Source organism: Streptomyces sp. NPDC005302, from assembly GCF_040607345.1.
In the GTDB taxonomy this organism is placed as follows: Bacteria; Actinomycetota; Actinomycetes; order Streptomycetales; family Streptomycetaceae; genus Streptomyces.
Genome location: NZ_JBEXGN010000023.1, coordinates 16,215 through 42,122 on the forward strand (window position 1 = coordinate 16,215; position 25,908 = coordinate 42,122).

A 25,908-nucleotide genomic window follows, 5' to 3' on the forward strand; every position below is an offset into this window, starting at 1 on the left:
GCCCTGGGGTGGAACGGGTTCGCGTTGTCTGCCTGCTACTTGGGGTCGGCGTTGAACTGGGCCTGCGACCAGCGCCAGCCGAGGATGCTCAGGGCTGCGCACCAGAGCAGGGCGATCCACCAGTTGTTGCCGATCTCCGTGCCCAGCAGGAGGCCGCGGAGGGTCTCGATGGCGGGGGTGAAGGGCTGGTAGTGGGCGATCGGCTGGAACCAGCCGGGCATCGAGTCCAGCGGGACGAAGGCGCTGGAGATCAGCGGCAGCAGGATCAGCGGCATGGCGTTGTTGCTGGCCGCCTCCGCATTGGGGCTGCCGAGGCCCATGCCGACCGCGATCCAGGTGAACGCGAGGGCGAAGAAGGCGAGTAGGCCGAAGGCCGCCAGCCATTCCAGGACGGTGGCATCCGTCGAGCGGAAGCCCATGGCGACGCCCACCGCGCCGACCAGGATCACGCTCAGGATCGCCTGCAGGACGCTTCCGACGACATGCCCGAAGAGGACGGAGCCGCGGTGGATGGCCATCGTGCGGAAGCGGGCGATGATCCCTTCGTTCATGTCGGTGGCGACCGAGACGGCGGTGCCGACGACGGTGGAGCCGATCGTCATGAGCAGGATGCCGGGGACGATGTAGGCGATGTAGGCGGAGCGGCCCGCGCCGCCGCTCATGGTGTTGCCGAAGATGTAGACGAACAGCAGCAGGAGCATCACGGGGGTGAGCAGCAGGTTGAGGGTGAGGGAGGGGTAGCGGCGTGCGTGGAGGAGGTTGCGGCGCAGCATGGTGGTGGAGTCGCGTACGGCGAGGGAGAGGGTGCTCATCGGACGGTCTCCTTGGACGGGGCGGGCTGGGTGGGGAGGGTGGTGTTGCCGGTGAGGGCGAAGAAGACGTCGTCGAGGTCGGGTGTGTGGACGGTCAGTTCGTCGGCTTCGATGCCGGCGGTGTCGAGTCGGTCGAGGATGGTGCGCAGTTCTCGTTGGCTGCCGTCGCTGGGGAGTTGGAGGGCGAGGGCTTCGTCGTCGCGGGCGGCTTCGGTGAGAGCGTCCGCGGCCCTCTGGTAGGCGGTGGGGTCGGTGAAGCGCAGGCGGATGTGTCCGCCGGGGATGAGGCGCTTCAGTTCTTCGGCGGTGCCTTCCGCGGCGATCTTTCCGTCGTTCAGGACGGCGATGCGGTCGGCGAGTTCGTCGGCCTCCTCCAGGTACTGCGTGGTGAGGAAGACCGTGGTGCCACCCGTGACCAGCTCCCGGATGATCTGCCACATGGTGTGACGCGAACGCGGGTCGAGACCGGTGGTCGGCTCGTCGAGGAAGATGATCCGCGGGGCCCCGACGAGGGTCATCGCGATGTCCAGGCGTCGCTTCATCCCGCCCGAGTAGGTCGAGGCGGGCTTCTTCGCCGCCTCCACCAGGTCGAAGCGCTCCAGGAGTTCGGCCGTCGTGCGCCGGCCCTCCGCCTTGGACAGGTGGTGCAGGTCGGCCATGAGGAGCATGTTCTCCTCGCCGGTGATCAGACCGTCCACCGCCGAGAACTGGCCCGTCACCCCGATCACCGCGCGAGCCGCCTGCGCCTGCGTGGCCAGGTCGTGGCCGCCCACCTGAATCTGGCCCGAACCCGTGTCCGGGGTGATGAGCGTCGAGAGGATCTTCACGGCCGTCGTCTTGCCGGCACCGTTCGGACCCAGCAGAGAGAAGACGGTGCCCTCGGGGACCGTCAGGTCGACGCCGTCGAGCACGACCTTGTCACCGAAGGACTTGCGCAACCCGTGCGCCGCGATGGCCAGGTTGGTCATGAGGGGTACTCCTTTGAGGCTGCGTGTGGTGATGGTGTCGTGGGTCGGATGTCGGGTGTCGTGGGTGGGGTGTCGGGGGGTCAGTTGCTGGTGGCGGTGATGTTGCCCTGGGTGGTGGTGGCGCGGATGGTGAGGCCAGGGGTGCCGTCGGTGTTCTTCAGGGCGTTGTTGATCCGGCCGTAGGTGGTGGCGGCGTCGAGGGTGGCGGAGATGCCGTGGGCGGCGCCGACGGTGATGTCGCCGGACTGGGTGTTCAGGGTGAGGGTGCCGTCGGTGGCTTCGGTGACGGTGAGGTCGCCCTTTTGGGTGCTGATGTCGGCGGGTCCGCCGAGGCGGCCGACGGTGATGTCGCCTGCCATGAGGCTCAGGTGGGCGCTGGCGGTCTCGTCGAGTTCGAGGGCGCCCTGGGCGCCTTCGTAGGTGACGTCGCCGAGGCGGCCCGCTGCGCGGAAGTCGGCGGCTGCGGTCTTGGCTTCGATGCGGGAGCCGACGGGGAGGTGGACGGTGAGTTCGACCGATCCGGAGTCGCCGCCGAGGATGCGGTTCTTGGCCGGTGCGGCCTCGATGCGCAGGACGCCGTCGGCGTAGGTGACGGTGACCTGCTCCGCCGCCTTCACGTCGCGGCTCTTGGAGGCGTTCGCCGGCAGCACCTCGACCGTGGTGTCCGACCGGTCGGCGGCGATGACCTGGATCCGGCCCGCGGGAATGTCGATGACGGCCGAGACGGGGGCGGGGCTGTCGAACTTCTGCATCGTGCTCTCCTTCTCCTGCATCGCGCGCCCCAACGGCGCCCGCGCTTTCCGATGACAGAAACGCTACGTTGCATTCACGGTTCTGACAACACCGTTATTGCGCAAGCTTGCGGTAAGCGCTGGTTGATGCGCGAAAGTTGTTGCAACGGTCTCGCGCATAACGCAACGCCTTCCTGCGCACGTTGTTGCAATGATTGGAGGTGAACGCTATCCGTGGGCGTAGGGCGGCAGCGGGGCGGTGTCGGTAGCGGCCACGACGCCACCGGCCGGCGGCCGGTGGCGTCGTGGCGTTGCCCGGCCAAGCCCTCGTACCGGCCTGGTGCCGGAGGGCTGTGGCTCAGCGGATCAGTTCGCGCTCGCGCTTCGGGCGGCGGGAGGACAGCGGGGGGCCGGCGGGGTCGTGGCCGAGCTGCGCGCCTTCGACGTCCAGGTTGGGCAGCAGCCGGTCGAGCCACTTGGGCAGCCACCATGCCTTGGCGCCCAGGAGGGCGAACAGGGCGGGGATGATCGCCATGCGGACGACGAAGGCGTCGAAGAGCACGGCGGAGGCCAGCGCGAAGCCCATCATCTTGACGAGGTCGTTGTCCTCGGCGATGAAGCCGGAGAAGACGCTGATCATGATGATGGCGGCGGCCGAGACGACGCGGCCGCCGTAGCGGAAGCCGGTGACGACGGCCTCGGCGGGGGTGGCGCCGTGGGTGTAGGCCTCGCGCATGCGGCTGACGAGGAACACCTCGTAGTCCATGGCGAGTCCGAAGACCACGCCGATCATGAGGATGGGCATGGTGCTCACGATGGGGCCGGGCTGGTCGATGCCGAAGAGGCCGGCGAGGTGGCCCTGCTGGAAGACCGCGACGACGGAGCCGAGCGCCGCGCCGACCGAGAGCAGGAACCCCAGGGCCGCCTTGAAGGGGACCAGGACGGAGCGGAAGACCACCATCAGGAGCAGGAAGGCCAGGCCCACGACGAGGGCGAGGTAGGGCAGCAGCGCCTTGTCCAGGGTGTGGGAGAAGTCGATGATCAGGGCCGTCTGACCGGTGATCAGGATTTCGGAGCCGGTGGCGTTCTCCAGGCTGCCGGCGCTCTGGCGCAGGGAGCGGACCAGGTCCTCGGTGGCGGCCTTGCCCGGGCCGCTGGTGGGGATGACGTTGAACAGGGCGGTGTCGCCTGCCGGGTTGAGCGTCGGCGGGGTGACGGAGGCGACGCCGTCCTGTGCGGCGAAGCGCTGGGCCACTTTCTTCGCGGCGGCCGCGGCCCCGGGGCCTTCGACGGTGGCCGTCAGCGGGCCGTTGAAGCCGTCGCCGAAGGACGCCGAGAGCATGTCGTAGGCCTTGCGCTGGGTGGTGGCGGTGGCCATCGTGCCCTCGCCGGGCAGGCCCAGGCGCAGGCTCGCGGCGGGCACGGCCAGCGCGCCCAGGCCCACGACGCCGACCAGCAGGACGGCGACCGGGTGGCGCAGGACGTAACCGGCCCAGCGTGCGCCGAGGTTGGGGTGGCGTCTGGCCTGTTTGGCCGCCTGCTTGGCGGCCTTGCGCCGGCGGCGGGCGGAGAGGGGCTTGGTGCGGAACGCGGCACGGTCGCGGCGGCGCAGGACGCGGATGGGAGCGAAGCCGAGGAGGGCGGGGACCAGGGTGATGGCGATGAGGACGGCGACGGCGACGGTGCCGGCGGCGGCCAGGCCCATCTTGGTCAGGACGGGGATGTTCACCACGCTCAGGCCGGCGAGCGCGACGATGACGGTGAGTCCGGCGAAGACGACGGCGGAGCCCGCGGTGCCGACCGCCCGTCCGGCGGCCTCCTGGCGGTCGTGGCCCTCCAGTTTCTCCGAGCGGTAGCGGGAGACGACGAACAGCGCGTAGTCGATGCCGACGGCCAGGCCGAGCATCATCGCCAGGTTGGAGGTGGTCGCGGACAGGCCGAGTGTGCTGCCCAGGGCGGTGATGGCGCTGATGCCGATGCCGACGCCGATGACGGCGGTCAGCAGCGGCATGCCCGCGGCGATCAGGGAGCCGAAGGTCATCAGCAGGACGAGGGCGGAGATCAGGACGCCGATCTTCTCGCCGACGCCGCTCATGGCGGTGTCGACCTTGACCGCGTCGCCGCCGGCCTCCACGGTCAGGCCCGTGCCGCGGCCCGTGCGAAGGCTCTTGTCGAGCGCGTCGTGCTGGGCGTCGGTGAGTTCGGTGGCACTGGCCTTGTAGGTGGCCACCGCGTAGGCGGTGGTGCCGTCCTTGCTGACCGCGCCGGCCGTGAACGGGTCGGTGACCCGGATGACGCCCGGGTTGTCGCCGAGGTCGCCGACGAGAGCGGCCACGGCCTTCTTGTTCTCGGCCGTGGTGATCCGCTCCCCCTTGGGGGCGCGGACGACGACCCGGGCACTGGCGCCCTCGGCGCCGGCGGCCGGGAACTTCTCCTCCAGCAGGTCGAAGGCCTTCTGCGACTCGGTACCGGGCATGGAGAAGGTGTCGGCGGGGGGCGCGGGTGCCGAGGAGGCCGCGAATCCCGCGCCGAAGAGAACGAGCAGCCACAGCAGTACCGTCAGGCCTCGCCTGCGGAACGCGAATCGGCCCAGTCTGTAGAGCAACGTCGCCATGGTGGGGGGCTCCCGTCGGGATCGGATGGCACCAAGACCCGCGCAGGGTAACAAACCGCAGTGGCGGTTTACTTACGCTGGCGGTGCTTCTCCGCCACTCCCGGGACAGCCCTCGAGCGCGCCTCCAGCGATTCCCCAGCGTTCCCCCAGCGGGCCTCGCGGCACGGCGGAACACGGTCCCCACGCACCCCCTGGCCGAGGCGCGCCCACCCTCCACCGGCCCCGTCCGGCACGCACCTGGGCACTGCGGCAGCCTGCCGGAACGCGCTCGAAGCGTGGTCGAGTCCCGCTCGGCCCCAACAGCAGCCCCGGGCACGCCCGTTCGATGTGCCGGGCGGTCTGTGCCGGTGGTCTCCGCTCGTGGTCTCTGCTGGTGGACTGCGCCGGGGGTGGACCGCCAGCGCCGGGCGACGATGTCCGACGCGCGTGGCCGAAGCGCGCGTGCCGGGCGCGGGTGTCCGGCGTGAGTCCAAGTCGGCCGGGTAGGAGCGGTGTTGATCAGGCCGGTGGTGTTCCTCTGTCGCCGAAGATGCGCCGGCGTGCGGTCCGGCTTTCCTCGTCCATCGCTCAACTATCCCTATACGGAGGGCGGTTAGCCTCCGATCATGGACCGTTCGGCTTCGGGCCGCTGCGGCGAGATGCTCCGACGGGAGGAGGGCTCGGGCCTGCCCGCCTCCCCACACGACAAGGAATCCCGTTTGTGAAAGTCCATCATCTGAACTGCGGCACCATGCATCCGCCCGGCGCGCGTCTGGTGTGTCACGTGCTGCTCGTGGAGACCGCCGGCGGCCTGGTCCTCGTCGACTCCGGTTACGGGCTCGACGACATCGCCGATCCCGGGCGCCGCATCGGGCCGTCCCGGCGTTTCGTACGGCCCGTTTTCGACGTCGAGGAGACGGCCGTACGCCAGATCGAGCGGCTCGGGTTCAGCAGGGGGGACGTCCGCCACATCGTGCTCACGCATTTCGACTGCGATCACATCGGGGGGCTGGCCGACTTCCCCGACGCGCAGGTCCACCTCACCGCCGACGAGGCCCGCGGGTCCGTCCACTCCCCCACCTGGCGCGAACGGATGCGCTACCGGCGCCCGCAGTGGGAGCACGGCGTGAAGCTCGTCGAGCACCGTCCCGACGGGGAACGGTGGCGCGGCTTCGCGGCGGCGCGTGAACTCGACGCGATCGCCCCCGGGATCGTGCTGATCGCCCTGCCCGGGCACAGCCGGGGGCACGCCGCGGTCGCCGTCGAGTCGGACAGCGGGTGGCTGCTCCACGCCGGGGACGCCTTCTACCATCGGGGCGTCCTGGACCGGCGTGTCCCCGTCCCGCGCACGCTCAGCGGCATGGAGTCCTTCATCGCGTACGACATCAAGCAGGTGCGCGACAACCATGCGCGGCTCGCCGAGCTGTACGAGCGCGGGGAGCCCGATCTGCTCATCGTCAACGCCCACGACCCGGTGCTGTTCGAGCGGGCGCTCGCGCGGGCCTAGCGGGTCCGGCGGGGCCCGGGGTCCGTGTCGGGCCGTGGGGCGGGCGCCGGGGTGCGCGGCCCCGGCTGCGGGGCGGGCCGCATGGTGAGTTCGGCCCGGCGTACGTCGGGCGAGAGGAGGCCCACGACGGCGGCGCTCGCGCTGATGCCCGCGCCGATGAGGAACATCGGTGTCACCCCGACCGCGCCGGCGGCAAGGCCGAAGAGGGGGAAGACGAGCGGGGCGAGTCCGACGTGGGACAGGGCCAGGACGCCGGCGACGCGGCCCTGGTAGGAGGCGGCCGTGTTGTGCTGGATCAGGGCGATGGACAGGCCCCCGCACACGCCGCCCACCAGCCCCGCGAAGCCGGCGACCGCCGCCGCGCCGGCCACCGTCGGCAGCAGGCCGATGGCGCCGATCGCCGCGGAGGCCACAACGAGCGTGCAGAGCTGGGCCGTTCCGGCGCGCCGGATCCGTCCCATGAGGGACAGGCCCACGGCTCCCAGCCCGGCCCCGACCGCGAACGCGCCGAGGATCCAGCCGATCGAGGACGCCCCGAAGCCCCGCTCCCCCGCCAGGAGGAACACGCCGACCTGGAGCGGTGCCATGAACCCGATCTCGCTCAGCGCGGTGGCGAGGACGAGGGGGCCTACCAGGCGGTGGCGGCGGATGTAGCGCAGCCCGTCGGCCAGGTCCTGCCAAGGGGTGCCGGGTTCACCCGCGCCCGGGTCCGGCGGCAGCGGCGCGATGCGCACGCCGGCAAGGAGGACGAGGGAGAACGCGAACAGCACCCCGGCCATCGCGAAGGCAGCCTCGCCGTGGTGGGCGAGGGCGAATCCGGCCAGGGGCGGCCCCACCGCCTTCCCGATCCGGATCGCCAACTGCCGCATACCGACGAGGCGGACGACCTCGTCGGGGGCGGTGAGCCGCGGTGGCAGCGCACCCACCGCCGGCATGAACAGGGCGTCCACCACCCCGAAGAGCAGCGCCACCAGCACCAGCAGCCAGATCTTGGGCGTGCTGAGCCACAGCAGGGCGGCGAGCGCGAGGATCACCGCGGCGCGCAGGGCGTCGGAGCCGATGACGACCTTGCGCGGATCGAACCGGTCGGCCACCACACCGCCCAGGAGCATCAGCAGCGCCCTGGGGACGGCCCCCACCGCCAGCACCAAGCCGACCTGCGCGGGACCGGCGAACTGCGCGGCCGCCCAGCCCAGAGCGAGGAAGTAGACGCTGTCGCCCACGATCGACGCGAAGTAGGCGGTGAGCCAGCGCAGTACGTTCGTGTCCCGGTGCGCGGGCTGCGCGGGCCGTGACGGGGGCTGGCCGGACGGGCCGGGCCCGCCGGACGCGACGGAGGCAACGGACGCGCCGGGTACATCGCACGGGCCCTCGCCGACGTGAGGGTGCGGCGGAGCGGTGGGGTGCGGCCGGAGCGGGGACGGCTCCGCTGTCGGTGTGGTGGCCGTGCGCGGCGCCGGACGCGGGCCCGTCGGGTGCGGGGCGCTCGGATCCGAGAGGAGGGTACCGGCGCCGGGGCGGGGGCCGGCGGGTGGAACGGAGCCGCCGGGTCTCGGGGACCCGGCTCGGTCGGCGTCGGCGTCAGTCACGTCCCGGATCCTCACCTCAATCGCCATACGGGACAAGGGATTCCGGTACTTCCTGGGCCATGCCTCCACCGGTGTTCCGGTGGAACCCTGTGCGCCGGATGCGCGTCGATCCGGCGCGGCAGGCGGGTCCCTGCGGCCGGGGCGTGGCTCAGTCGGTTTCGTCCGGTGTCGTCTCGGGCTTGGTGTAGAGGACTTCGCGGGCCTGTTCCGCGGCGCGGGCGAGGCTTTCCGAGACGTAGTCGAGGAAGCGGGCGACGTTCTCCAGGCGGTTGCCGGCCGGGGTGCCGGGGCCCAGGACGCCGACGCCCTGCCGTGCGGTCTCGACGATCTGGGCGGTGGAGCGGGCGCTGGCCATCATGGACTGGTACCAGACGTCGTCGTCGACGACGTAGCGCTCGCGGCGGCGTTCGTCGCGCTCCCTGCGGACCAGGCCCTGGCTCTCCAGGAACGCGATGGCCTTGGAGATGGACGCCGGGCTGACCTGGAGACGCTGGACGAGTTCGGCGGCGGTGAGGCTGCCGGAGTCGGTGAGGGTGAGGCAGGCCATCACCCGGGCCATCATCGTGGGCGCGCCCGAGGCCATGAAGACGGTGGTGAGCACCTCCTCGTACTCGCGCACGGCCTGCTCGTGGCGGCCCTGGGGCTGGGGCGCCCTGGTGTCGCGGGGGGTGGCCTGCTTGCGGCGGTGGGCGCGGTGTTCGGTGGCCCGGTGGGCGAGGTCGGCGCGGTAGGAGGTGGGGCCGCCGTTGCGCATCACCTCGCGCGTGATGGTGGAGGTGGGGCGGTCCAGGCTTCGGGCGATCTCGGCGTAGGCGAGGCCGTCGGCCAGTCCCAGCGCGATCTGCTGGCGTTCCTGCTGGGTGAGCCTGCCTCCCGGCATCGGGGTCTCCTTCGTCGTGCATGGCGCGTGATGTCTCGGACTATAGCGTTCACCTCCAATTCATTGCAACACTCAGAGGCAGGCGTGTTGCGTTAGACGCGAGACCATTGCAACAAATTCAGCCCATCTACCTGTACTTATAGTGTTCTTGCGCAACGACACTGTTGCTCGATCCGTGAATGCAACGTAGCTTTTCCATCAGCAGAAACCGCGGGCCGCTGGGGCACGCGATGCAGGAGAAGGAGAGCACCATGCAGAAGTTCGACTCCCCCGCCCCGATCTCCGCCGTTCTCGACATCCCGGCCGGACGTATCCGCCTGGTCGCCGCGGACCGCGACGCCACCAGCGTCGAGGTCGTGCCCGCCGACGCCTCCAAGGGCGCGGACGTGAAGGCGGCGGAGCAGGTCACCGTCACCTACGCCGACGGCGTCCTGCGCGTGGCGACCCCGGAGGCCAACAGCCGTCTCCTGGGCGCCGGTTCCGGGGCCGTGGAGGTCACCGTCCAGCTCCCCGCCGGCTCCCGCGTCGAGGCGAGGACCGCCGCCGCCGAGATCAGCGGCACCGGCCGCCTCGGCGACGTCGCCCTCGAATCCGCCCAGGGCACCATCACCCTCGACGAGACCGCGGGCGCCCGCCTCACCCTCGCAGCCGGTGACATCACCGTGAACCGCCTGGGCGGCTCCGCCGAGATCAGCACGCAGAAGGGCGACCTGACCGTCACCGAAGCGGTGCACGGCACCGTCACCCTGCGCACCGAGGCCGGTCACATCAGCGTCGGCGCCGCCCACGGCGTCTCCGCCACCCTCGACGCCGGCACCGGCTACGGCCGCGTCGACAACGCCCTGACCAACTCCGAAGGCTCCGCCGCAGGCCTGACCATCCACGCCACCACCGCCTACGGCGACATCACCGCCCGCAGCAACTGAAGCGGCCAGAGCCCTCGGCGGGCATCCGCCGCAGATCCCCCGGCCGTCATCCGCCGCACGGCCGTCAACGGGCATCCGCCGGGAGGCGGATGCCCCACACCTCGCGCAGTGCGTCGCACACCTCGCCGACGGTGGCGCGGGCGCGCAGGGCTTCCCTCATCGGGCGCAGGACGTCGCCGTCGCCCGCCGCTGCCTTCTTCAGCGCGGTGAGTGCGGCGTCCACGTCCCGTTGTTCGCGCCAGGCACGGAGTTTGGCAATGCGTTCGCCCTGCCACACCGCGGCGGACGGATCGGCGGGCGCCGACCCGTCGGGCCTCTCCCCGTCGAAGGGGACAGGGCCGGTGCGGGGCACGACGTACGCGCCGGGGCCGGTCTCCCGGACCACCCGGCGGGCGTCGGTGGCCCACTGCGGAACCTCGGTCCGGCAGTACCGGACGAGGTCCGCGGCCAGCCGCGCGGACGGGCCCGGCGGGAAGATGCGGTCGCCGTCAGGCACGCACTCCCCCGCCCCGCCGTCGTGGAACGTGCCGGACAGCCGGCCCGCCGCCGCTCCCTGCTCCTCGGCGACCAGCTGGTACAGAAGAAGAAGCGGCGCGGCGCACGCACCGCAGCGCATCGAGGTGACGACCTCGTCCAGCGGGATCCCGGCGAACAGCACCCGCATGTCGTCGATCGAGTCGATCGCCACCCCCGCCCGGCCGACCTCACCGCGCGCCGCCGGCGCGTCGGAGTCGTACCCCGTACGGGTCGGCACGTCGAACACCACCGACAGGTCCCTCGCGCCGGCCGCGATCAGCCTCCTGTAGCGGGCGTTGGACTCGGCCGCGGTGCCGGAAGCGGTGTACGGCCCCAAGGTGGGCGCACGGTCCGGGTCCGGGTCCGGGTCCGGCGGATGCACGACACGGGTCGGTGGGTGCGCGGCCGGCTCGCCGAGCCACTGATCCGCCTCCCCGAACCCGAGCCGCTGATCCGCCGTCCCGAACCCGAGCAACCGGCCCGCCTCTCCCGGGCCCCGGCCGCCCCGCTCCCCCGTCCGGCGGGCCGGGTTGAAGGGCTCGAGAGCCCGCGGACCGTACGCCGGCTCGGTGGGCGGTCGTGGCGCGCCTGTTGTGGTGTGCTCCATGCCATCCCGTTTCTCGGTGCCGCCTCGCGACGGGAGCCGGGGTCAGCCGACGACGGTCCAGGTGTCTCCTCCGGCCAGCAGTGCGCCGAGGTCTCCCTTGCCGTTCTGCTCGATGGCCGCGTCCAGTTGGTCGGTCATCTGCGTGTCGTAGACGGGGCGTTCGACGCTGCGGAAGACCCCGATGGGGGTGTGGTGCAGGGTGTCGGGGTCGGCGAGGCGCGACAGGGCGAACGCTGTGGTCGGGGACGCGGTGTGGGCGTCGTGGACCAGGATCCGGTGGCGGGTCTCGTCCGTCACCGGGACCACGACCAGGTCTCCGGTGGCGGGGTCGCGGACGACGCCCTTGGACTGGTCGGTGCCGAAGGTGATGGGCCGGCCGTGTTCGAGGCGGATGACGGCTTCCTCGGCCTGCTGCTTGTCCTTGAGGACCTCGAAGGCACCGTCGTTGAAGATGTTGCAGTTCTGGTAGATCTCCACCAGCGCCGTGCCCGGATGGGCCGCGGCCTGCCGCAGTACCTCGGTCAGGTGCTTGCGGTCGGAATCGACCGTGCGGGCCACGAACGAGGCCTCCGCGCCGATCGCCAGCGACACCGGGTTGAACGGCGCGTCCAGCGACCCCATCGGCGTCGACTTGGTGATCTTCCCGACCTCCGAGGTCGGCGAGTACTGCCCCTTGGTCAGCCCGTAGATCCGGTTGTTGAACAACAGGATCTTCAGATTCACGTTGCGGCGCAGAGCATGGATGAGGTGATTGCCGCCGATGGAGAGCGCGTCACCGTCACCCGTGACGACCCACACGCTCAAGTCCCGCCGCGAGGACGCCAGTCCGGTCGCGATCGCCGGGGCCCGGCCATGGATCGAGTGCATCCCGTAGGTGTTCATGTAGTACGGGAAACGCGAGGAACAGCCGATCCCGGAGACGAAGACGATGTTCTCCTTCGCCAGCCCCAGCTCCGGCATGAACCCCTGCACAGCCGCGAGGACCGCGTAGTCACCGCAACCCGGGCACCAGCGCACTTCCTGATCGGACTTGAAGTCCTTCGCGGTCAGCGGTACTTCGGGCCTGGGGATGAGGGTCAGGGCCTCAGCGGGCATCGATGGCCTCCTTCAGCGCGGTGGCGAGCTGCTCAGCCTTGAACGGCATGCCGTTGACCTGGTTGTACGAGCGGGCGTCCACCAGGTACTTGGCCCGGATCAGGGTGGCGAGCTGGCCGAGGTTCATCTCGGGGATCACCACTCGGTCGTAGGAACCGAGGATGTCGCCGAGGTTGCGGGGGAAGGGGTTGAGGTGGCGCAGATGGGCCTGCGCGATGTGCTCACCGGCCGCGCGGAGCCTGCGCACGGCGGCGGTGACGGGCCCGTACGTCGAGCCCCAGCCCAGGACGAGGGTGGTCGCTTCGCCGGTGGGGTCGTCGACATCGAGGTCGGGGACGTCGATGCCGTCGATCTTGGCCTGGCGGGTGCGGACCATGAACTCGTGGTTGGCGGGGTCGTAGGAGATGTTCCCGCTGCCGTCCTGCTTCTCGATCCCGCCGATCCGGTGCTCGAGGCCCGGCGTTCCGGGGACGGCCCACGGGCGCGCGAGGGTCTGCGGGTCCCGCTTGTAGGGCCAGAAGACTTCCGTGCCGTCGTCCAGGGTGTGGTTGGGGTGCTGGGCGAACTGGACGCGCAGATCGGGGAGTTCGTCGCTCTCGGGGACGCGCCAGGGTTCGCTGCCGTTGGCGAGGTAGCCGTCGGAGAGGAGGAAGACCGGGGTGCGGTAGGTGACGGCGATCCGGGCCGCCTCGATGGCCGCGTCGAAGCAGTCCGCGGGGGTGCGCGGGGCGACGATGGGGACCGGGGCTTCGCCGTTGCGGCCGTACATCGCCTGCAACAGGTCGGCCTGCTCCGTCTTGGTCGGCAGACCCGTCGAGGGTCCGCCGCGCTGGATGTCGATGACCAGCAGCGGCAGTTCGAGACTCACCGCCAGACCGATCGTCTCCGACTTCAAGGCGACACCCGGACCCGAGGTCGTCGTCACCGCGAGGGAACCGCCGAACGCGGCGCCCAGCGCCGCCCCGATCCCCGCGATCTCGTCCTCCGCCTGGAACGTGCGCACGCCGAAGTTCTTGTGCCGGCTCAGCTCATGCAGGATGTCGGAGGCCGGAGTGATCGGATACGACCCCAGATACAGGGGCAGATCCGCCTGCCGCGACGCCGCGATCAGACCGTACGACAGCGCCAGATTCCCCGAGATGTTGCGGTACGTACCCGTCGGGAACGTCTGCGCCGCCGGAGCCACCTCATAGGAGACCGCGAAATCCTCCGTCGTCTCCCCGAAATTCCAACCCGCCCGAAAAGCCGCCAGGTTCGCCGCCGCGATCTGCGGCTTCTTCGCGAACTTCGTGGCCAGGAACCTCTCCGTCCCCTCCGTCGGCCGGTTGTACATCCACGACAACAACCCCAGCGCGAACATGTTCTTGCTCCGCTCGGCCTCCTTGCGCGAGAGGTCGAACTCCTTCAACGCCTCCACCGTCATCGTCGTCAACGGAACGGGGTGCACGCTGTATCCGTCGAGGGAACCGTCCTCCAGCGGACTGGTCGCGTATCCGACCTTCTGCATCGCCCGCTTCGTGAACTCATCCGTGTTCACGATGATCTCCGCACCCCGCGGCACATCGGCCATGTTCGCCTTCAACGCCGCCGGATTCATCGCCACCAACACATTCGGCGCGTCACCCGGCGTGAGGATGTCATGGTCGGCGAAGTGCAGTTGAAAAGAAGAAACGCCCGGCAGGGTTCCTGCGGGCGCGCGGATCTCGGCCGGGAAGTTCGGCAGCGTCGAGAGGTCGTTGCCGAACGAGGCCGTCTCCGCAGTGAAACGGTCACCGGTGAGCTGCATCCCGTCACCCGAGTCCCCCGCGAAGCGGATGACGACCCGGTCCAGGCGCCGGACTTCCTTGTCGTACACCCCTGTCGTGGCGGGGGCGGTGGTGTGCACGGACATACGTGTGTCGGCTCCTGTCGGTGCTGGTCCGGCGGGTGCGGGCACGTCGGCGGACACGGGATGCGGTGCAGGGTCGTACGTCTTCGTCGAGGCTAGGGAGCGCCGGTGGAGGGGCGCTCGGGCCGTCGTCCAGACGTGCATCGCCCTGCCGGGACTGTTCGGTGGGGAGGAGAGGGGGCGGGTGGGTCACTGGGGCTGGTTGCCGTGTTTGCGGGAGGGCTGGGAGACGTGCTTGGTGCGCAGGACGGCGAGGGCGTCGATCAGGCGGATGCGGGTCTCGGCGGGATCGATGACGTCGTCGACCAGGCCGCGTTCGGCGGCGTAGTAGGGGTGCATGAGCTGGTCCCGGTATTCCTTGATGTGCTGGATGCGGGCGGCCTCGGGGTCGTCGGCGGCAGCGATGTCGCGGCGGAAGATGACGCCGGCCGCGGCCTCCGCTCCCATGACGGCGATCTCGTTGCCGGGCCAGGCCAGGGAGAGGTCGGAGCCGATGGAGCGGGAGTCCATGACGATGTAGGCGCCGCCGTAGGCCTTGCGCAGGACGAGCTGGATACGGGGGACGGTGGCGTTGCAGTAGGCGTAGAGGAGTTTCGCGCCGTGGCGGATGATCCCGTGGTGTTCCTGGCCGACGCCGGGCAGGAAGCCGGGGACGTCGACGAGGGTGACGAGGGGGATGTTGAAGGAGTCGCACATCTGGACGAAGCGGGCCGCCTTCTCGCTGCCCTCGATGTCGAGGGCGCCGGCGAGGTGGGCGGGCTGGTTGGCGACGATGCCGACCACGTGGCCGTCCAGGCGGGCCAGCGCGCACAGCACGTTGGGCGCCCATCGTTCGTGCACCTCGAAGTAGTCGCCGTCGTCGACGACTTCGGCGATGACGTGGCGCATGTCGTAGGCGCGGGTGGTGTCGGCGGGCACCAGGCCGCGCAGGGCCGGGGTGCGGCGGCCGGGGTCGTCGGCGCAGGGTTCGGACGGCGGGTGTTCACGGTTGTTGGCGGGCAGCAGGGACAGCAGGTACCGGACGTCGGTGAGGCAGTCGTCCTCGTCGTCGTAGGTGAAGGAGGCGACGCCGGAGAGGGTGGCGTGGGCGTCGGCGCCGCCCAGTTCCTCGTGGCTGACCTGTTCGCCGGTGACACTCTTGACGACGTCGGGGCCGGTGATGAACATCTGGGCCGTGCCGCGCACCATGAAGACGAAGTCGGTCAGGGCCGGGGAGTAGGCGGCGCCGCCCGCACAGGGGCCCATCATGACGCTGATCTGCGGGATGACGCCGGAGTTGCGGACGTTGCGCTGGAAGATGCCGCCGTATCCGGCCAGCGCGGTCACGCCTTCCTGGATGCGGGCTCCGGCGCCGTCGCACAGGCCCACGATCGGGGCGCCCGCGGTGGCGGCCATGTCCATGATCTTGTGGATCTTCTCGGCGTGGGCCTCGCCGAGGGAGCCGGCGAAGATGCGGAAGTCGTGGGCGTAGGCGAAGACGGTGCGCCCGTACACGCGGCCCCAGCCGGTGACCACGCCGTCGGTGTGGGGGCGGCGGTCCTCCAGGCCGAAGCCGCTCGCGCGGTGCCGGCGCAGTCCTTCGACCTCGGTGAAGCGGCCGTCGTCGAAGAGGAGCGCGAGGCGTTCGCGGGCGGTGAGTTTGCCCTTGGCGTGCTGGGCGTCGGTGGCGCTTGTTCCGGGTCCGTCGCGCATGGTCTGCCGCAGGGCCTGGAGTTCGGCGACCGTGCCGCGCCGCTGCCCCGGTGTGTCGTCCAGGGCGGTCATGGGCTCTGCGGGCATGGGTGTCCCCCTTTGGCCGTCGTGGTGAACCGCCGCCCAGCGTGCGCTGCGGCGCTCGAGGGCGGTTGGAATACCGGGCGATGCGGTGCGGTGCCGGGCAGGCCCCACCGTGCGAAGGTCTGCCCTTGGCTGTAGCCGTCGTGCAGGTGAGGGCTCTCGCCAGGGTGCACGGTCTGCCGTGGACCGTCTCCACCGTGGTGGTGGGCCTGTGCCGTTTCTCCACCGGGCTGCGAGCGGTCGTCGAGGGCGGGTCGGCATGCTCGGGCTCGTGAGCTCCGATGCGGCCTGGCGTGAGACGTCCGGAGCTCGGACCGCCCGCCGGCGCCCCAACCCCCCGGGAGCGTCGGCGGGCCGGTCCGCCACGGGCCGGACGCACACGGCCGCCCTGCCGCGGGCGTGGCTGCCCAGGAGGGGCGGGTACGCGGGTGCGGGGCGGGTGCGGGGCGGGTGCGGATGATGCGCGGCGCCGAGCGTGCGCAGCGTGTGCCCGGTCCGCCGTGCCCCATCTGCGTACCCGATCCGCTGTGCCCGTATGACGTGCCTGACATGACGTGCTCGATCTGCCGTGCTTGATCTGCCGTGCCGGGCCGGGCGGTTGACGGTTCGTTCCCGGCCGGGGTGACCGGCCGGCTCCAGACGAAGGAGACACCGACAGTGGACACCACCTGGTTCCGACGCTTCACCGCTCCGGGCGACGGGCCGCGGCTCGTGTGCTTCCCGCACGCCGGGGGTTCCGCGACGGCGTATCTGCCGCTGGCGCGGACCCTGTCCGCGGACCTCGACGTGGTGTCCGTGCAGTATCCGGGGCGCCAGGACCGCTACCGCGAGACGCCGTTCACCTCGATCGGCGCGCTCGTCGAGGCGGTGGCCGGGCATCTGGCCGAGGAGCTGGTGAAGGATCCCTCGCGGCCGTACGCCCTGTTCGGTCACAGCATGGGCTCGCTCGTCGCGTTCGAGACGGCCCGGCTGCTCGCCGCGCGTGAACTGCCCGCTGCGCAGCGGCTGTTCCTGTCCGGGCGGGGTGCGCCGGGTCCGCGGACCAGTGAGCACTACCAGTTCTTCGACGACGCCGACGTGCTGGCCGAGGTGCGCCGGCTGGGCGGTACCGATCAGAGCATGCTCGACAATGCCGAGGTCATGGAGATGGTGCTGCCGGGGCTGCGGGCCGACTACCGGGCTCTTGGCGGCTACCGGTGGCGGGAGGGTGAGCCGCTCGCGGCCCCGGTGACGGTCCTGGTCGGGGACAGCGACCCGATGGTGAGTGTCGAGGAGGCTGTGACGTGGCGGGAGCACACCCGGGGCGACTTCGCGCTGAAGGTGTTCTCCGGCGGTCACTTCTATCTCGCCGACCACCTCGGTGAGATCGCGGCGACCATCAGTGAGGGGCTGCTCGCCAAGGCGGCCGCCGCCCGCTGACGCACCCCGCACGGACACGCCGGCACAGCGGTCCGACGGGTTCGGCTTCCGAGCGGGGTGGCTCGATGTGGCTGGTTGACCCTGACCCGGGGTCAGGGTGAACGCTGATGGCATGACCACTTCCCCCACAGCACCCTGGTCCGGCATGGTCCCCGTCGACGACACGGCGCTGGCCGTCACCGACACCCGCGGCCCCGGCCGGGCCGTCGTCTATCTCAACGGCGCCTACGCCGGCAGCCGGACCTGGCGTCCCGTCGTCGCCGAACTCGGCGCCGGCTGGCGGCACATCACCTTCGACGGCCGCGCCCGCGGCCGCTCGCGCCGGTCGGCGGACTACTCCTTCGAGGCGGCCCTGCGCGACGTCGACGCCGTCCTCGGCGCGAGGGGCGTCACCCGGCCGCTGCTGGTCGGCTGGTCCTACGGCGCCGCACTGGCCGTGCACTGGGCCGAGCGCAACCCCGGCCGCGCCCTGGGCGTCGTGTGCGTGGACGGCGCCGTCCCCTACGGTCTGACCGGTGAGGCGGGCCGGGCGCGGATCCGGAGCCTGTTCCGCCGGATGCGGCCGCTGCTGCCGCTGGTGCGTCCCTTCGGGCTGGCCGCGCGAATGAGTGCCGACCGGCATGCCGACGTCAACATCGAGGCCAACGAGATCACCGCCGCCATCGGCCCGGTGCTGGACCGGGTGGCGTGCCCGGTGCGTTTCGTCCTCGCCACCGGCGCGAGCCTGGGAGGGGAGGAGAAGGAGATGGAGGAGATGCGGGCCTCGCTGGACCCGGTCCTCGCCCGCAACCCGGACATCCGGGTGAGTGCGAAGGTCGCGAGCAACCACTCGCACATTCTGCGCAAGGACTTCCGGGCGGTGGCCGCGGCGGTCCGCGAGACGGCGGCCGCCCTCGACGGCGGGGCGCGCTGAACTCATGGTGTACGGGCTCACGATCGGCCAGGCGGCCGCGTTCGCCGGGGTGACGGTCAAGACGGTGCGCCACTACCACCGGCTCGGTCTGGTCGAGGAACCCGGACGGGACGGTTCGGGGTACCGGCGGTACGGGTCGGCGCAGATGCTGCGGCTGGTCCAGGTCCGCACGCTGGCCGGCGCGGGTGTGCCGCTCGCCGAGATCACCGAGCTCCTCGACGGGGATCCGCAGCGGTTCGCGGCGGCGCTGGAGGATGTCGAGCGGCGCCTCACCGAGCGGATCGAGGAGCTGATCGCGCGGCGTGCGGTGCTGCACCGGCTGGCGTCCGGTGACCGGCTGCTGCTGCCCGAGCGGGCCTGCGCGGTGCTGGACCGGCTCGCCGAGCTGGGTGTCGGTGCCGCGTACGTGGCGATCCAGCAGGAGGCCCTGGTGCTGGCGCGGGCTCTGGTGCCGGAGGTGTTCGAGAGTTTCCTGCGGCATCTGGAGCACCAGCTCGCCGATCCGCAGTACGTCGAGCTGGTCAGGCGCTGCCAGGACGCCGAGGCGTGGGATCCGGACGATCCCCGGCTGGACGAGCTGGCGTCAGCGCTGGCCGCCAAGGTGCTGGCCCACCCTGAGCAGCTGTCGATGCCGGCGGCGTTCCGGGCCAGGCCGGACGCCGCCGCCCGGTACGGGCTGATCAACCATCACCGCCAGGACCAGGCGCCGGCGGCGGTGCGGCTGACCGAGCTGCTGGAGGCGAACCTGCGGGCGGCCGGGGTGGAGGTCCCGCAGCAGTGACCGCCCTGGGGGCTCGTGGCCTCCTGCCGGGATCACGGCCCCGGGTCGCGGGCGGGAAACGACGTCCCGGCTGCCGTGGGGCACTCCCCCGCTCGGGGTGAGGCCCTGTGCCGGTGCCGGTGCCGGCGGGCGGTGGCGTCCAGGAAGGGGGCCGACCGGATGCACTCCGGTCGGCCCCCTTCCTCGCCCCGTTGCTCGCCCCGTTGCTCGCCCCGTTGTTCGCCCCGTTCCGCCGGGCTCCGGCGGGCGGCGGCGGGCGGCGGCGGGCGGCGGCGGGCGGTGGCGGGGGTCACGGGTAGGTGTGGAAGCCGCGGCCGGACTTCTTTCCCAGCAGGCCGCTCTCGACCATGCGCAGCAGCAGGGGCGGCGGGGCGTGGAGGGGTTCCTTGTACTCCTCGTACATGGCCCGGGCGATGGAGACGGTGGTGTCCAGGCCGATCAGGTCGGCCAGGCGCAGCGGTCCCATGGGGTGGGAGCAGCCCTGGGTCATGGCCTGGTCGATGGTGTCGGCGTCGGCGAGGCCGGATTCGAGCATGCGGACGGCGCTGAGCAGGTAGGGGAAGAGGAGGGCGTTGACGAGGAAGCCGGCCCGGTCCGGGGAGGTGACGGGTTTCTTGCCCAGGACGTCGCGGACGAAGGTCTCGGCGCGCGCGCTGACCGCGGGGGCGGTGAGGACGGAGTCGATGAGTTCGACGAGCGGCAGGACGGCGACGGGGTTGAAGAAGTGCATGCCCAGGACCTGGGCGGGGCGGCGGGTGGCGGCGGCGAGCCGGGCGATGGGGAGGGAGGAGGTGTTGGTCGCCAGGATCGCGTCGGGGTCCTCGACGATCTTGTCGAGGGTGGCGAACAGGTCCTGTTTGAGGGCCTCGTCCTCCTTGACGGCCTCGATCACCAGGTGACGGTCGGCGAGTTGGCCCAGGTCGCGGGTGAACGACACGCGGGCCAGGGCCGCGTCGCGTTCGGCGGGGTCGAGTTTGCCTTTGGTGACGCCGCGGTCGAGGGAGGCGGTGAGGCGCCGGGGTGCGGTGGTCAGGGAGGATTCGGAGAACACCACGACCGTGACGTCCAGGCTTGATGTGGCGCACAGTTCGGCGATGCCGGTGCCCATGATGCCGCTGCCGACGACACCGACGCGGTCGATGCCGGTGTGTGCACGGCTGCCGGTGGTGGTGTCGGTGTGCGGCGTGGCTGTGGTGGTCATGTGGTCTTCCCCCAGGTCAGAAGTGATGCTCCGATCGACATGCCGCCGCCGAACCCGGCCAGGAGCACCAGGTGTCCGGGGGCGAGGGCTCCGCTGCGGTTCGCCTCGTCGAGGGCGACGGGCACGGAGGCGCTGCCGACGTTGCCGTAGCGGATCAGGGTGCGGTGGGTCTGTGCCCTGTTCAGGCCGGTGCGTTCGACGACGTCGGTGAGCATGACGCCGTTGGCCTGGTGCGGGACGAAGTGGTCGACGGCGGTGATGTCGACGCGGGCCTTGTCGGCGAGGGCGGTCAGGGCGGGCGGGACGTGTTCGGCGACGAAGTCGCGGACGCCGCGGCCGTCCATCTTGAAGTAGTGGCCGCCTTCGGCGAGGGTCTGCGCGGAGGCGGGGTTGCGGGAGCCGCCGGCTTCGACGCGGATGAGGTGGTGGGCGTCGCCGCGGCTGGACAGGTCGCTCGCGATGATGCCGTACGGCTCGGGGACGGCGGCGACGACGGCGGCGCCGGCACCGTCGGCGAAGAGGATCGCGGTCCTGCGGTCGGTGAAGTCCAGGATGCGGGAGTAGACGTCCGCGCCGATCACCAGGGCGCGGGCTGTGGGGCGTTGGGCGATCAGGCTGTGGGCGAGGGTGAGGGCGTAGACGAAGCCGCTGCACACGACGTTGACGTCGAAGCAGGCCGCGTTGAAGGCGCCGAGGGCGTGCTGGACGAGGTAGGAGGTGGGCGGCTGGGGGAAGTCGCCGGTGGAGGTCGACACGATGAGGTAGTCGATCTGATCGGCGGTCAGGGCCGCCTGGTGCAGGGCTTGTTCGGCGGCGAGGGCGGCTAGGTCGGAGGTCGCCTCGTGGGGGGCGGCGTAGCGGCGGGAGCGGATCTGGGTCTTGGCTTCGATCCATTGGGGGGTGACGCCGACGCGTTCGGCGATCTCGTCGTTGCCGACCTCGTGCTTGGGCAGGTAGGAGCCGGTGGAGAGGATGCCGATGCCCACGTCAGGTCCCCTCGGGGGGTGTGGGGGTGCGCAGGGGGTTGAGGCGGGCGGCGCCGATCCTCTCGCGCAGGGCGGGGTCGGTGACGCCGAGTCCTTCCTTGGGGGCCAGGCAGAGCACGCCGACCTTTCCGGTGTGGCGGTTGCGCTGGACCAGGCGTGCGGCCTCGCCGACCTCGGCGAGCGGGTACACGGTGGACAGGACTGGGGAGAGGTGGCCCAGGCGGAACAGGCGGTTGCATTCGGCCTGTTCCTGGAGGTTGGCGGCGTGGCTGCCGATGATGCGCTTGAGGTTCATCCACAGATACCGGTTGTCGAAGTGGTGGTCGTATCCGGTGCTGGATCCGCAGGTGACGACGGTGCCGCCCTTGCGGACGACGAACACCGAGATGCCGAAGGTGGCGCGGCCGACGTGGTCGAAGACGACGTGCGGGTCCTCGCCGGTCCGGCGGCGGATCTCGCGGCCCAGGCGTTTGCCCAGTTCGATGGTCCGTTCGGGGGTGAGGGCGTCGTCGCCTGCCATGCCGATGTCGTTGCGGTTGATCACGATGTCGCAGCCCAGGCGGCGCAGCACGGCGGCTTTTGCTTCGGAGCTGACGACGCCGACGGCGATGCCGCCCGCGTTCTTGACCATCTGTACGGCGAACGCGCCGAGTCCGCCGGTGGCGCCCCAGATGAGGACGATGTCGCCCTGTTTGATGCGGGCGCCGTTGTCGCCGACGAGCATCCGGTAGGAGGTTGCGGCGGTGAGCAGGACGCCCGCGGACTCCTCCCAGGTCAGGTGGGCCGGTTTGGGCAGGAGTTGGCTGGCGCGGACGACCGTGTAGTGGGCCAGGGCGCCGAAGTTGGTCTCGTATCCCCAGATCCGCTGGCGGGTGCCGAGCATGGCGTCGGCGTGGGTGGCGGGTTCTTGTTCGTCGACCTGGACGCAGGAGGCGACGACGTGGTCGCCGGTCTTCCAGTGCCGTACGCCGGCGCCGGTTCTGACGACGATGCCGGCGGCGTCGGAGCCGACGACGTGGTGGGGCAGGTCGTGGCGGGCGGCGTGGGCGCCCTCGCGGGCGTGGCGCTTGAGGAAGGCGAAGGTGGGGACGGGTTCGAAGGTCGCCGACCAGACGGTGTTGTAGTTGATGGAGCTGGCCATGACGGCGACGACGACCTCGTCGGGGGCGATGTCGGGCATCGGGACGTGGCCGACGTGCAGGGATTTGCGGACGTCCTTGTCCTCGACGCCGTCGAACATGTGGGTGTCGGCGGCCAGGAGGTGGGCGGCTTCGTAGGTGGCGGGCAGGTCGTGGCGTTGCAGCTCGTCCGGTCCGGCCCCGTCCAGCAGGGCCTGGGTCAACGCGTCCATGATCGCCTTTCTGGTCCGCTGTGGTCACGGGGGCGGGTCTGCCGCACGGCGGAGGGGTGGGCGCGCCGGGTCCGCGGCGCGGCGGGGGGCGTGCTCACAGGACGGCGCCGTTGCTGGTCCTCCTGCGCAGGCTCGGCCTGCTGGAGCGGGCGAGGTCCTGCCACATGTCGGACAGCCCCATGACGGTGCGGGCCGCGAACAGGCGGCGGATGGAGACTTCCTGGTTCAGTTCGGCGCGGATCAGGCCGACCAGGCGGATGGCGCGCAGGGAGTTGCCGCCGAGGTCGAAGAAGTCCTCGTCGATGCCGACCCGGTCGAGTTCGAGGACGTCGGCGAACGCGGCGGCCAGGATCTTCTCGGTGTCGTTGCGCGGGGCCTTGTAGGTGTCGTCGTCGGGGGCGAGGTCGGGCAGCGCGGTGCGGTCGATGCGTCCGCCGGGGGTGAGCGGCAGCTGGTCGAGGACAGTGAAGAGGGCGGGCACCAGGGGTTCGGGCAGCCGGGCGGCGGTGAAACGGCGCAGTTCGTCGGCTGCGAGGCTCTGGGAGGGGGCCGGGACCACGTAGGCGAGCAGTCTGGGCCGGCCGGTGGTGTCGGGGCGGACCGTGACGGCCGACTGGGCGAGGGCGGGGTGCTCGGCCAGGGCCTCCTCGATCTCAGCGAGTTCGATGCCGGTGCCGCGCAGTTCGGCCCGTGTGCCGGGGCCGCCGATGTGGGTGACGCGGCCGTCCTCGTCGCGGTGTACGCGTTCTCCGGTGCGGTGCATGAGGCTGCCTGGCGGGCCGGAGGGGCAGGGAACGAAGCGGGTGGCGGTGGTGGCGGGGTCGCCGGGGTAGCCGCGGGTCACGCCGGGGCCGGCCACGTACAGCTCTCCGGTGACGCCGGCAGGGACCGGTGCGAGGCCCGGGCCCAGGACGTGCAGGGTGGTGTCGTGCGGGGGGTGGCCGATCGTGCCCGCCGGGGGCAGGGGCTGGTCCGGCGTCAGGCGGTGGCGTGCGGTGAACACGGTGCTTTCGCCGCTTCCGTGGCCGGTGGTGATGGTCAGGTGGGGGCAGGCCTCGCGGATGCGGCGCAGGGCGGCGGCGGGCACGCGGTCGCCGCCGGTGATCACCTCGCGCAGCGGGGCGAGGCGCTCGGGGTGCTGGGCGGCGATGGCGGTGAGGCGGGCGGCGGGCAGCCACAGGGTGGAGATGTGGTCGGTGCCGCCGGCGCGGGTCAGGGTGTCGCTCTCCGGCTCCCCGGGGGGTGTCACGACGACGCGGCCGCCGTTGAGCAGCGGCATCCACAGTTCGAGGGCGAGGGCCTCGACGGTGTGCGGGCCGTGCCACAGCAGGGTGTGCTCGCCTGTCCGGCGCCAGACGGGGTCGGTCGCGAAGTGGCTCAGGTTGCGGTGGGTGAGAGCGACGGGCGCGCCGGTACCGGTCGGGCCGGAGCCGTCCGTGACGGCGAACAGGCTGTCCGGGCGGGCCGGGGCCGGGAGTTGAACATCCACACCGTCACCGTCGGCGGGGTCGGTGTCCGGGGCTGTGCCGTCGAGGACGATCACGGGGATGTCCGTGTCGGCGGGGAGCGTGGCGGCGGTCGCCGGGTCGGTGAGCAAGGCGCGGGCCAAGGAGCGCGTCGCCTGTGCGGTGAGGCTCCCGGCCGCCGCGGCGGGGTCGAGGGGCAGCCAGGCGGCGCCGGCCTTCGCCACCGCCAGCAGGGCGACGGCCAGGTCCGTGGAGCGGGGCAGGGCGACCGCCACGACCGTCTCGGCTCCCGCGGTACGGGTGGTCAGGGTGCGGGCCAGCAGGGTGGAGCGGGCGTCCAGTTCGCGGTAGGTGAGGGTCGTGTCCGGGCCGCTGAGGGCGACGGCGTCGGGGGTGCGTGCGGCCTGCCGGGCGAAGAGGCCGGTGACCGTCTCCTGCCCCGCCTGCGGACGGGCTTCCCGGTCCTGCTCCCGTACGGGGGTGAGGAGTTGGTCCTGTGCCGCGGTGAGGGGCTGGTGCTGTCCGCTCACGCCGCTCACATCGAGGGATCCGACGCGCTGGTCCGCGGCGGCGACCAGGGCGCGGACGTGGGCGATGAGTTCCTCGCCGATGAAGCGCAGTTCGGGGCGGGTGTAGAGGCTCTGGGGGGCGTCCAGGCGGATGAACAGGTCGCTGTCGGCGCTGCCGTCGGTGTAGACGCCGATGGACAGTTCGTCGAAGGTGCCGGTCGTCGCGCCGAAGTAGCGGGCCGGGCTGTCGCCGAAGTGGAGCTGCTGGACGAACTCGACGACGTTCAGGACGGCGCCGAAGCTGCCGCGGTCGCTCAGGGTGGTGCCGGCGGCGCGCTGGATGTCGGAGTAGTGGCAGGCGGCGTGGTCGAAGATCTCGTACGTCTCGTCGACGAGCGTGTCGGCGATCTCGGTGAAGGTCGCGTCCAGCGGCACCCTGGCGCGGACCGGGACGACGTTGACCGCGAGGCCGGGGGTGCGGCTGGCGACGCCGACGCGGTTGCCGACGGCCAGGGAGAGCAGGAAGTCGGGCCGGTCGCAGCGGTGGCGGACGAACACCGCGGCGGCGGCGGTCAGCATCGTGGACATCCACACGCCCATGGACTGCGCGGTCCGGGTCCAGGTGTCCGCTTCGGCGCGCGGGACGGTGAGGGTGCGGCTGGCCATGCCGATGGCGCCGGCCACCTGTGACCAGCGGTCGGCGCTGCTGAGCGGTTCGGCGAGCGCGTCGCGCGTGGTGTCGGACAGGGCGGGGCGCGGGAGGCGGGCGGGCGGCGGCGCGTCCTTGAGGTAGTCGCGCCAGAACGCGGTGTCCTCGGTGAACTGTGGGGAGGCGAGGTAGCGGTCGGACTCGGCGGTGAAGGAGGCGGTGTCCCACGCGTGTTCCAGGGGCGGGACGCTCCGGCCCTCAGCGAGGGCTGTGTAGGCCTCGGCGAGGCGGCGGGAGAGGAGGCCTCCCGCGCCGAAGCCGTCCGATATGAGGTGGTGGTAGGCGATGACCAGGAGGGAGCGGTCGGCGGCAAGTTTCACCACGCCGAGGCGGAACAGCAGGTCCCGTTCCAGGTCGAAGGGTTCGCGCACCAGGTCGGCGAGCGCGTCGCGGGCCCCCTGTTCGGGGTCCGGCTCGGCGGCGAGGTCGAGGAGGAAGGGCCGCCAGTCGCCCAGTTCGCGGGGCACCAGGCGCAGGCCGTGACCGTCCCGCTCGGTGAAGGTGACGCGCAGCACCTCCGCCTCGCCCATCACGTGCAGGAACGCGGACTCCATGACCGCCGTGTCCAGGTCGCCGTCCACGTCCCACATGGTCAGCGCGTGGTTCGGCGTGTCGGAAGCCATTTCCTGTGCCCGCCACAGCCCTTGGTGCGCAGACGACGCGCCGAACGAAGGCATACAGATCA

The 25,908-nt window shown here is 71.6% G+C and carries 20 protein-coding genes; 6 read left to right on the forward strand and 14 right to left on the reverse strand.

Going from position 1 to position 25,908, the window contains the following annotated elements; all coding sequences use genetic code 11:
* Window positions 1–35: 35 nt before the first annotated feature.
* The 4 genes from ABZT74_RS28170 to ABZT74_RS28185 all read right to left on the reverse strand — a co-directional run bounded on the left by ABZT74_RS28170 (window position 36) and on the right by ABZT74_RS28185 (window position 5,125).
* Window positions 36–812: an ABC transporter permease gene (locus ABZT74_RS28170; RefSeq protein WP_356439157.1), complete on the reverse strand. Its 777-nt coding sequence runs from the start codon at window positions 810–812 to the stop codon at window positions 36–38.
* The gene (locus ABZT74_RS28175) at window positions 809–1,780 is read right to left on the reverse strand and encodes an ATP-binding cassette domain-containing protein (RefSeq protein ID WP_356439160.1); all 972 of its coding nucleotides are present in this window, start codon (window positions 1,778–1,780) and stop codon (window positions 809–811) included. The genes ABZT74_RS28170 and ABZT74_RS28175 overlap by 4 nt, the downstream gene beginning before the upstream one ends.
* A gap of 80 nt (window positions 1,781–1,860) precedes the next feature.
* Window positions 1,861–2,532, reverse strand: coding sequence for a DUF4097 family beta strand repeat-containing protein (locus ABZT74_RS28180; RefSeq protein ID WP_356439163.1), 672 nt, complete (start codon window positions 2,530–2,532; stop codon window positions 1,861–1,863).
* Between the two features lie 337 nt (window positions 2,533–2,869).
* The gene (locus tag ABZT74_RS28185; RefSeq protein ID WP_356439166.1) at window positions 2,870–5,125 is read right to left on the reverse strand and encodes an MMPL family transporter; all 2,256 of its coding nucleotides are present in this window, start codon (window positions 5,123–5,125) and stop codon (window positions 2,870–2,872) included.
* Between the two features lie 700 nt (window positions 5,126–5,825).
* Here ABZT74_RS28185 and ABZT74_RS28190 point away from each other — a divergent pair.
* A complete protein-coding gene (locus ABZT74_RS28190; RefSeq protein ID WP_356439170.1) occupies window positions 5,826–6,611 on the forward strand; it encodes an MBL fold metallo-hydrolase in 786 nt (261 codons plus the stop codon).
* Here the strand turns inward: ABZT74_RS28190 and ABZT74_RS28195 are convergent.
* Window positions 6,608–8,200: an MFS transporter gene (locus ABZT74_RS28195; protein WP_356439173.1), complete on the reverse strand. Its 1,593-nt coding sequence runs from the start codon at window positions 8,198–8,200 to the stop codon at window positions 6,608–6,610. The two genes, ABZT74_RS28190 and ABZT74_RS28195, sit on opposite strands and share 4 nt — an antisense overlap.
* 148 nt (window positions 8,201–8,348) lie before the next feature.
* Entirely contained in the window at window positions 8,349–9,080 is a 732-nt protein-coding gene (locus tag ABZT74_RS28200) for a helix-turn-helix domain-containing protein (protein ID WP_356439176.1), read from the reverse strand.
* Between the two features lie 251 nt (window positions 9,081–9,331).
* Between ABZT74_RS28200 and ABZT74_RS28205 the strand changes: the two genes are divergently transcribed.
* A complete protein-coding gene (locus ABZT74_RS28205) occupies window positions 9,332–10,006 on the forward strand; it encodes a DUF4097 family beta strand repeat-containing protein (protein ID WP_356439179.1) in 675 nt (224 codons plus the stop codon).
* A 64-nt stretch (window positions 10,007–10,070) separates the two neighbouring features.
* Here ABZT74_RS28205 and ABZT74_RS28210 read toward each other — a convergent pair whose 3' ends face one another.
* The 4 genes from ABZT74_RS28210 to ABZT74_RS28225 all read right to left on the reverse strand — a co-directional run bounded on the left by ABZT74_RS28210 (window position 10,071) and on the right by ABZT74_RS28225 (window position 15,876).
* The gene (locus ABZT74_RS28210) at window positions 10,071–11,129 is read right to left on the reverse strand and encodes a methylmalonyl-CoA mutase family protein (RefSeq protein WP_356439181.1); all 1,059 of its coding nucleotides are present in this window, start codon (window positions 11,127–11,129) and stop codon (window positions 10,071–10,073) included.
* Window positions 11,130–11,171: 42 nt separating this feature from the next.
* Entirely contained in the window at window positions 11,172–12,224 is a 1,053-nt protein-coding gene (locus tag ABZT74_RS28215) for a 2-oxoacid:ferredoxin oxidoreductase subunit beta (RefSeq protein ID WP_356439183.1), read from the reverse strand.
* Entirely contained in the window at window positions 12,214–14,115 is a 1,902-nt protein-coding gene (locus tag ABZT74_RS28220) for a 2-oxoacid:acceptor oxidoreductase subunit alpha (protein WP_356439186.1), read from the reverse strand. The genes ABZT74_RS28215 and ABZT74_RS28220 overlap by 11 nt, the downstream gene beginning before the upstream one ends.
* Window positions 14,116–14,301: 186 nt before the next feature.
* A complete protein-coding gene (locus ABZT74_RS28225; protein ID WP_356439333.1) occupies window positions 14,302–15,876 on the reverse strand; it encodes an acyl-CoA carboxylase subunit beta in 1,575 nt (524 codons plus the stop codon).
* Window positions 15,877–16,016: 140 nt separating this feature from the next.
* On the opposite strand from ABZT74_RS28225, the gene ABZT74_RS28230 reads away from it, so the two are divergent.
* The 4 genes from ABZT74_RS28230 to ABZT74_RS28245 all read left to right on the forward strand — a co-directional run bounded on the left by ABZT74_RS28230 (window position 16,017) and on the right by ABZT74_RS28245 (window position 19,001).
* Window positions 16,017–16,163: a hypothetical protein gene (locus ABZT74_RS28230; RefSeq protein WP_356439189.1), complete on the forward strand. Its 147-nt coding sequence runs from the start codon at window positions 16,017–16,019 to the stop codon at window positions 16,161–16,163.
* Between the two features lie 382 nt (window positions 16,164–16,545).
* A complete protein-coding gene (locus ABZT74_RS28235; protein WP_356439192.1) occupies window positions 16,546–17,307 on the forward strand; it encodes an alpha/beta fold hydrolase in 762 nt (253 codons plus the stop codon).
* Between the two features lie 112 nt (window positions 17,308–17,419).
* A complete protein-coding gene (locus ABZT74_RS28240; RefSeq protein WP_356439195.1) occupies window positions 17,420–18,220 on the forward strand; it encodes an alpha/beta hydrolase in 801 nt (266 codons plus the stop codon).
* Between the two features lie 4 nt (window positions 18,221–18,224).
* Window positions 18,225–19,001 carry a MerR family transcriptional regulator gene (locus tag ABZT74_RS28245; RefSeq protein WP_356439198.1) on the forward strand — a complete coding sequence of 259 codons (777 nt, stop codon included), beginning with the start codon at window positions 18,225–18,227 and terminating at the stop codon, window positions 18,999–19,001.
* 289 nt (window positions 19,002–19,290) lie between these two features.
* On the opposite strand, the gene ABZT74_RS28250 is transcribed toward ABZT74_RS28245, so the two are convergent.
* The 4 genes from ABZT74_RS28250 to ABZT74_RS28265 all read right to left on the reverse strand — a co-directional run bounded on the left by ABZT74_RS28250 (window position 19,291) and on the right by ABZT74_RS28265 (window position 25,900).
* The gene (locus ABZT74_RS28250; RefSeq protein WP_356439201.1) at window positions 19,291–20,202 is read right to left on the reverse strand and encodes a 3-hydroxybutyryl-CoA dehydrogenase; all 912 of its coding nucleotides are present in this window, start codon (window positions 20,200–20,202) and stop codon (window positions 19,291–19,293) included.
* Entirely contained in the window at window positions 20,199–21,188 is a 990-nt protein-coding gene (locus ABZT74_RS28255) for a ketoacyl-ACP synthase III (RefSeq protein ID WP_356439204.1), read from the reverse strand. Before ABZT74_RS28255 ends, ABZT74_RS28250 begins: the two co-directional genes overlap by 4 nt.
* 1 nt (window position 21,189) lies before the next feature.
* Window positions 21,190–22,539: a crotonyl-CoA carboxylase/reductase gene (gene ccrA, locus ABZT74_RS28260; RefSeq protein ID WP_356439207.1), complete on the reverse strand. Its 1,350-nt coding sequence runs from the start codon at window positions 22,537–22,539 to the stop codon at window positions 21,190–21,192.
* 94 nt (window positions 22,540–22,633) lie between these two features.
* Window positions 22,634–25,900, reverse strand: a complete 3,267-nt coding sequence (locus ABZT74_RS28265) for an AMP-binding protein (protein WP_356439210.1) — start codon at window positions 25,898–25,900, stop codon at window positions 22,634–22,636.
* Window positions 25,901–25,908: the final 8 nt, after the last annotated feature.

Excerpts from the sequence above, each read along its gene's own strand:
- ABZT74_RS28170 (WP_356439157.1), bottom strand. The coding sequence starts at position 812 with ATGAGCACCCTCTCCCTCGCCGTACGCGACTCCACCACCATGCTGCGC.
- ABZT74_RS28175 (WP_356439160.1), bottom strand. The coding sequence starts at position 1,780 with ATGACCAACCTGGCCATCGCGGCGCACGGGTTGCGCAAGTCCTTCGGT.
- ABZT74_RS28180 (WP_356439163.1), bottom strand. The coding sequence starts at position 2,532 with ATGCAGAAGTTCGACAGCCCCGCCCCCGTCTCGGCCGTCATCGACATT.
- ABZT74_RS28185 (WP_356439166.1), bottom strand. The coding sequence starts at position 5,125 with ATGGCGACGTTGCTCTACAGACTGGGCCGATTCGCGTTCCGCAGGCGA.
- ABZT74_RS28200 (WP_356439176.1), bottom strand. The coding sequence starts at position 9,080 with ATGCCGGGAGGCAGGCTCACCCAGCAGGAACGCCAGCAGATCGCGCTG.
- ABZT74_RS28205 (WP_356439179.1), top strand. The coding sequence starts at position 9,332 with ATGCAGAAGTTCGACTCCCCCGCCCCGATCTCCGCCGTTCTCGACATC.
- ABZT74_RS28210 (WP_356439181.1), bottom strand. The coding sequence starts at position 11,129 with ATGGAGCACACCACAACAGGCGCGCCACGACCGCCCACCGAGCCGGCG.
- ABZT74_RS28215 (WP_356439183.1), bottom strand. The coding sequence starts at position 12,224 with ATGCCCGCTGAGGCCCTGACCCTCATCCCCAGGCCCGAAGTACCGCTG.
- ABZT74_RS28220 (WP_356439186.1), bottom strand. The coding sequence starts at position 14,115 with ATGTCCGTGCACACCACCGCCCCCGCCACGACAGGGGTGTACGACAAG.
- ABZT74_RS28225 (WP_356439333.1), bottom strand. The coding sequence starts at position 15,876 with ATGACCGCCCTGGACGACACACCGGGGCAGCGGCGCGGCACGGTCGCC.
- ABZT74_RS28240 (WP_356439195.1), top strand. The coding sequence starts at position 17,420 with ATGACCACTTCCCCCACAGCACCCTGGTCCGGCATGGTCCCCGTCGAC.
- ABZT74_RS28245 (WP_356439198.1), top strand. The coding sequence starts at position 18,225 with ATGGTGTACGGGCTCACGATCGGCCAGGCGGCCGCGTTCGCCGGGGTG.
- ABZT74_RS28250 (WP_356439201.1), bottom strand. The coding sequence starts at position 20,202 with ATGACCACCACAGCCACGCCGCACACCGACACCACCACCGGCAGCCGT.
- ccrA (WP_356439207.1), bottom strand. The coding sequence starts at position 22,539 with ATGGACGCGTTGACCCAGGCCCTGCTGGACGGGGCCGGACCGGACGAG.
- ABZT74_RS28265 (WP_356439210.1), bottom strand. The coding sequence starts at position 25,900 with ATGCCTTCGTTCGGCGCGTCGTCTGCGCACCAAGGGCTGTGGCGGGCA.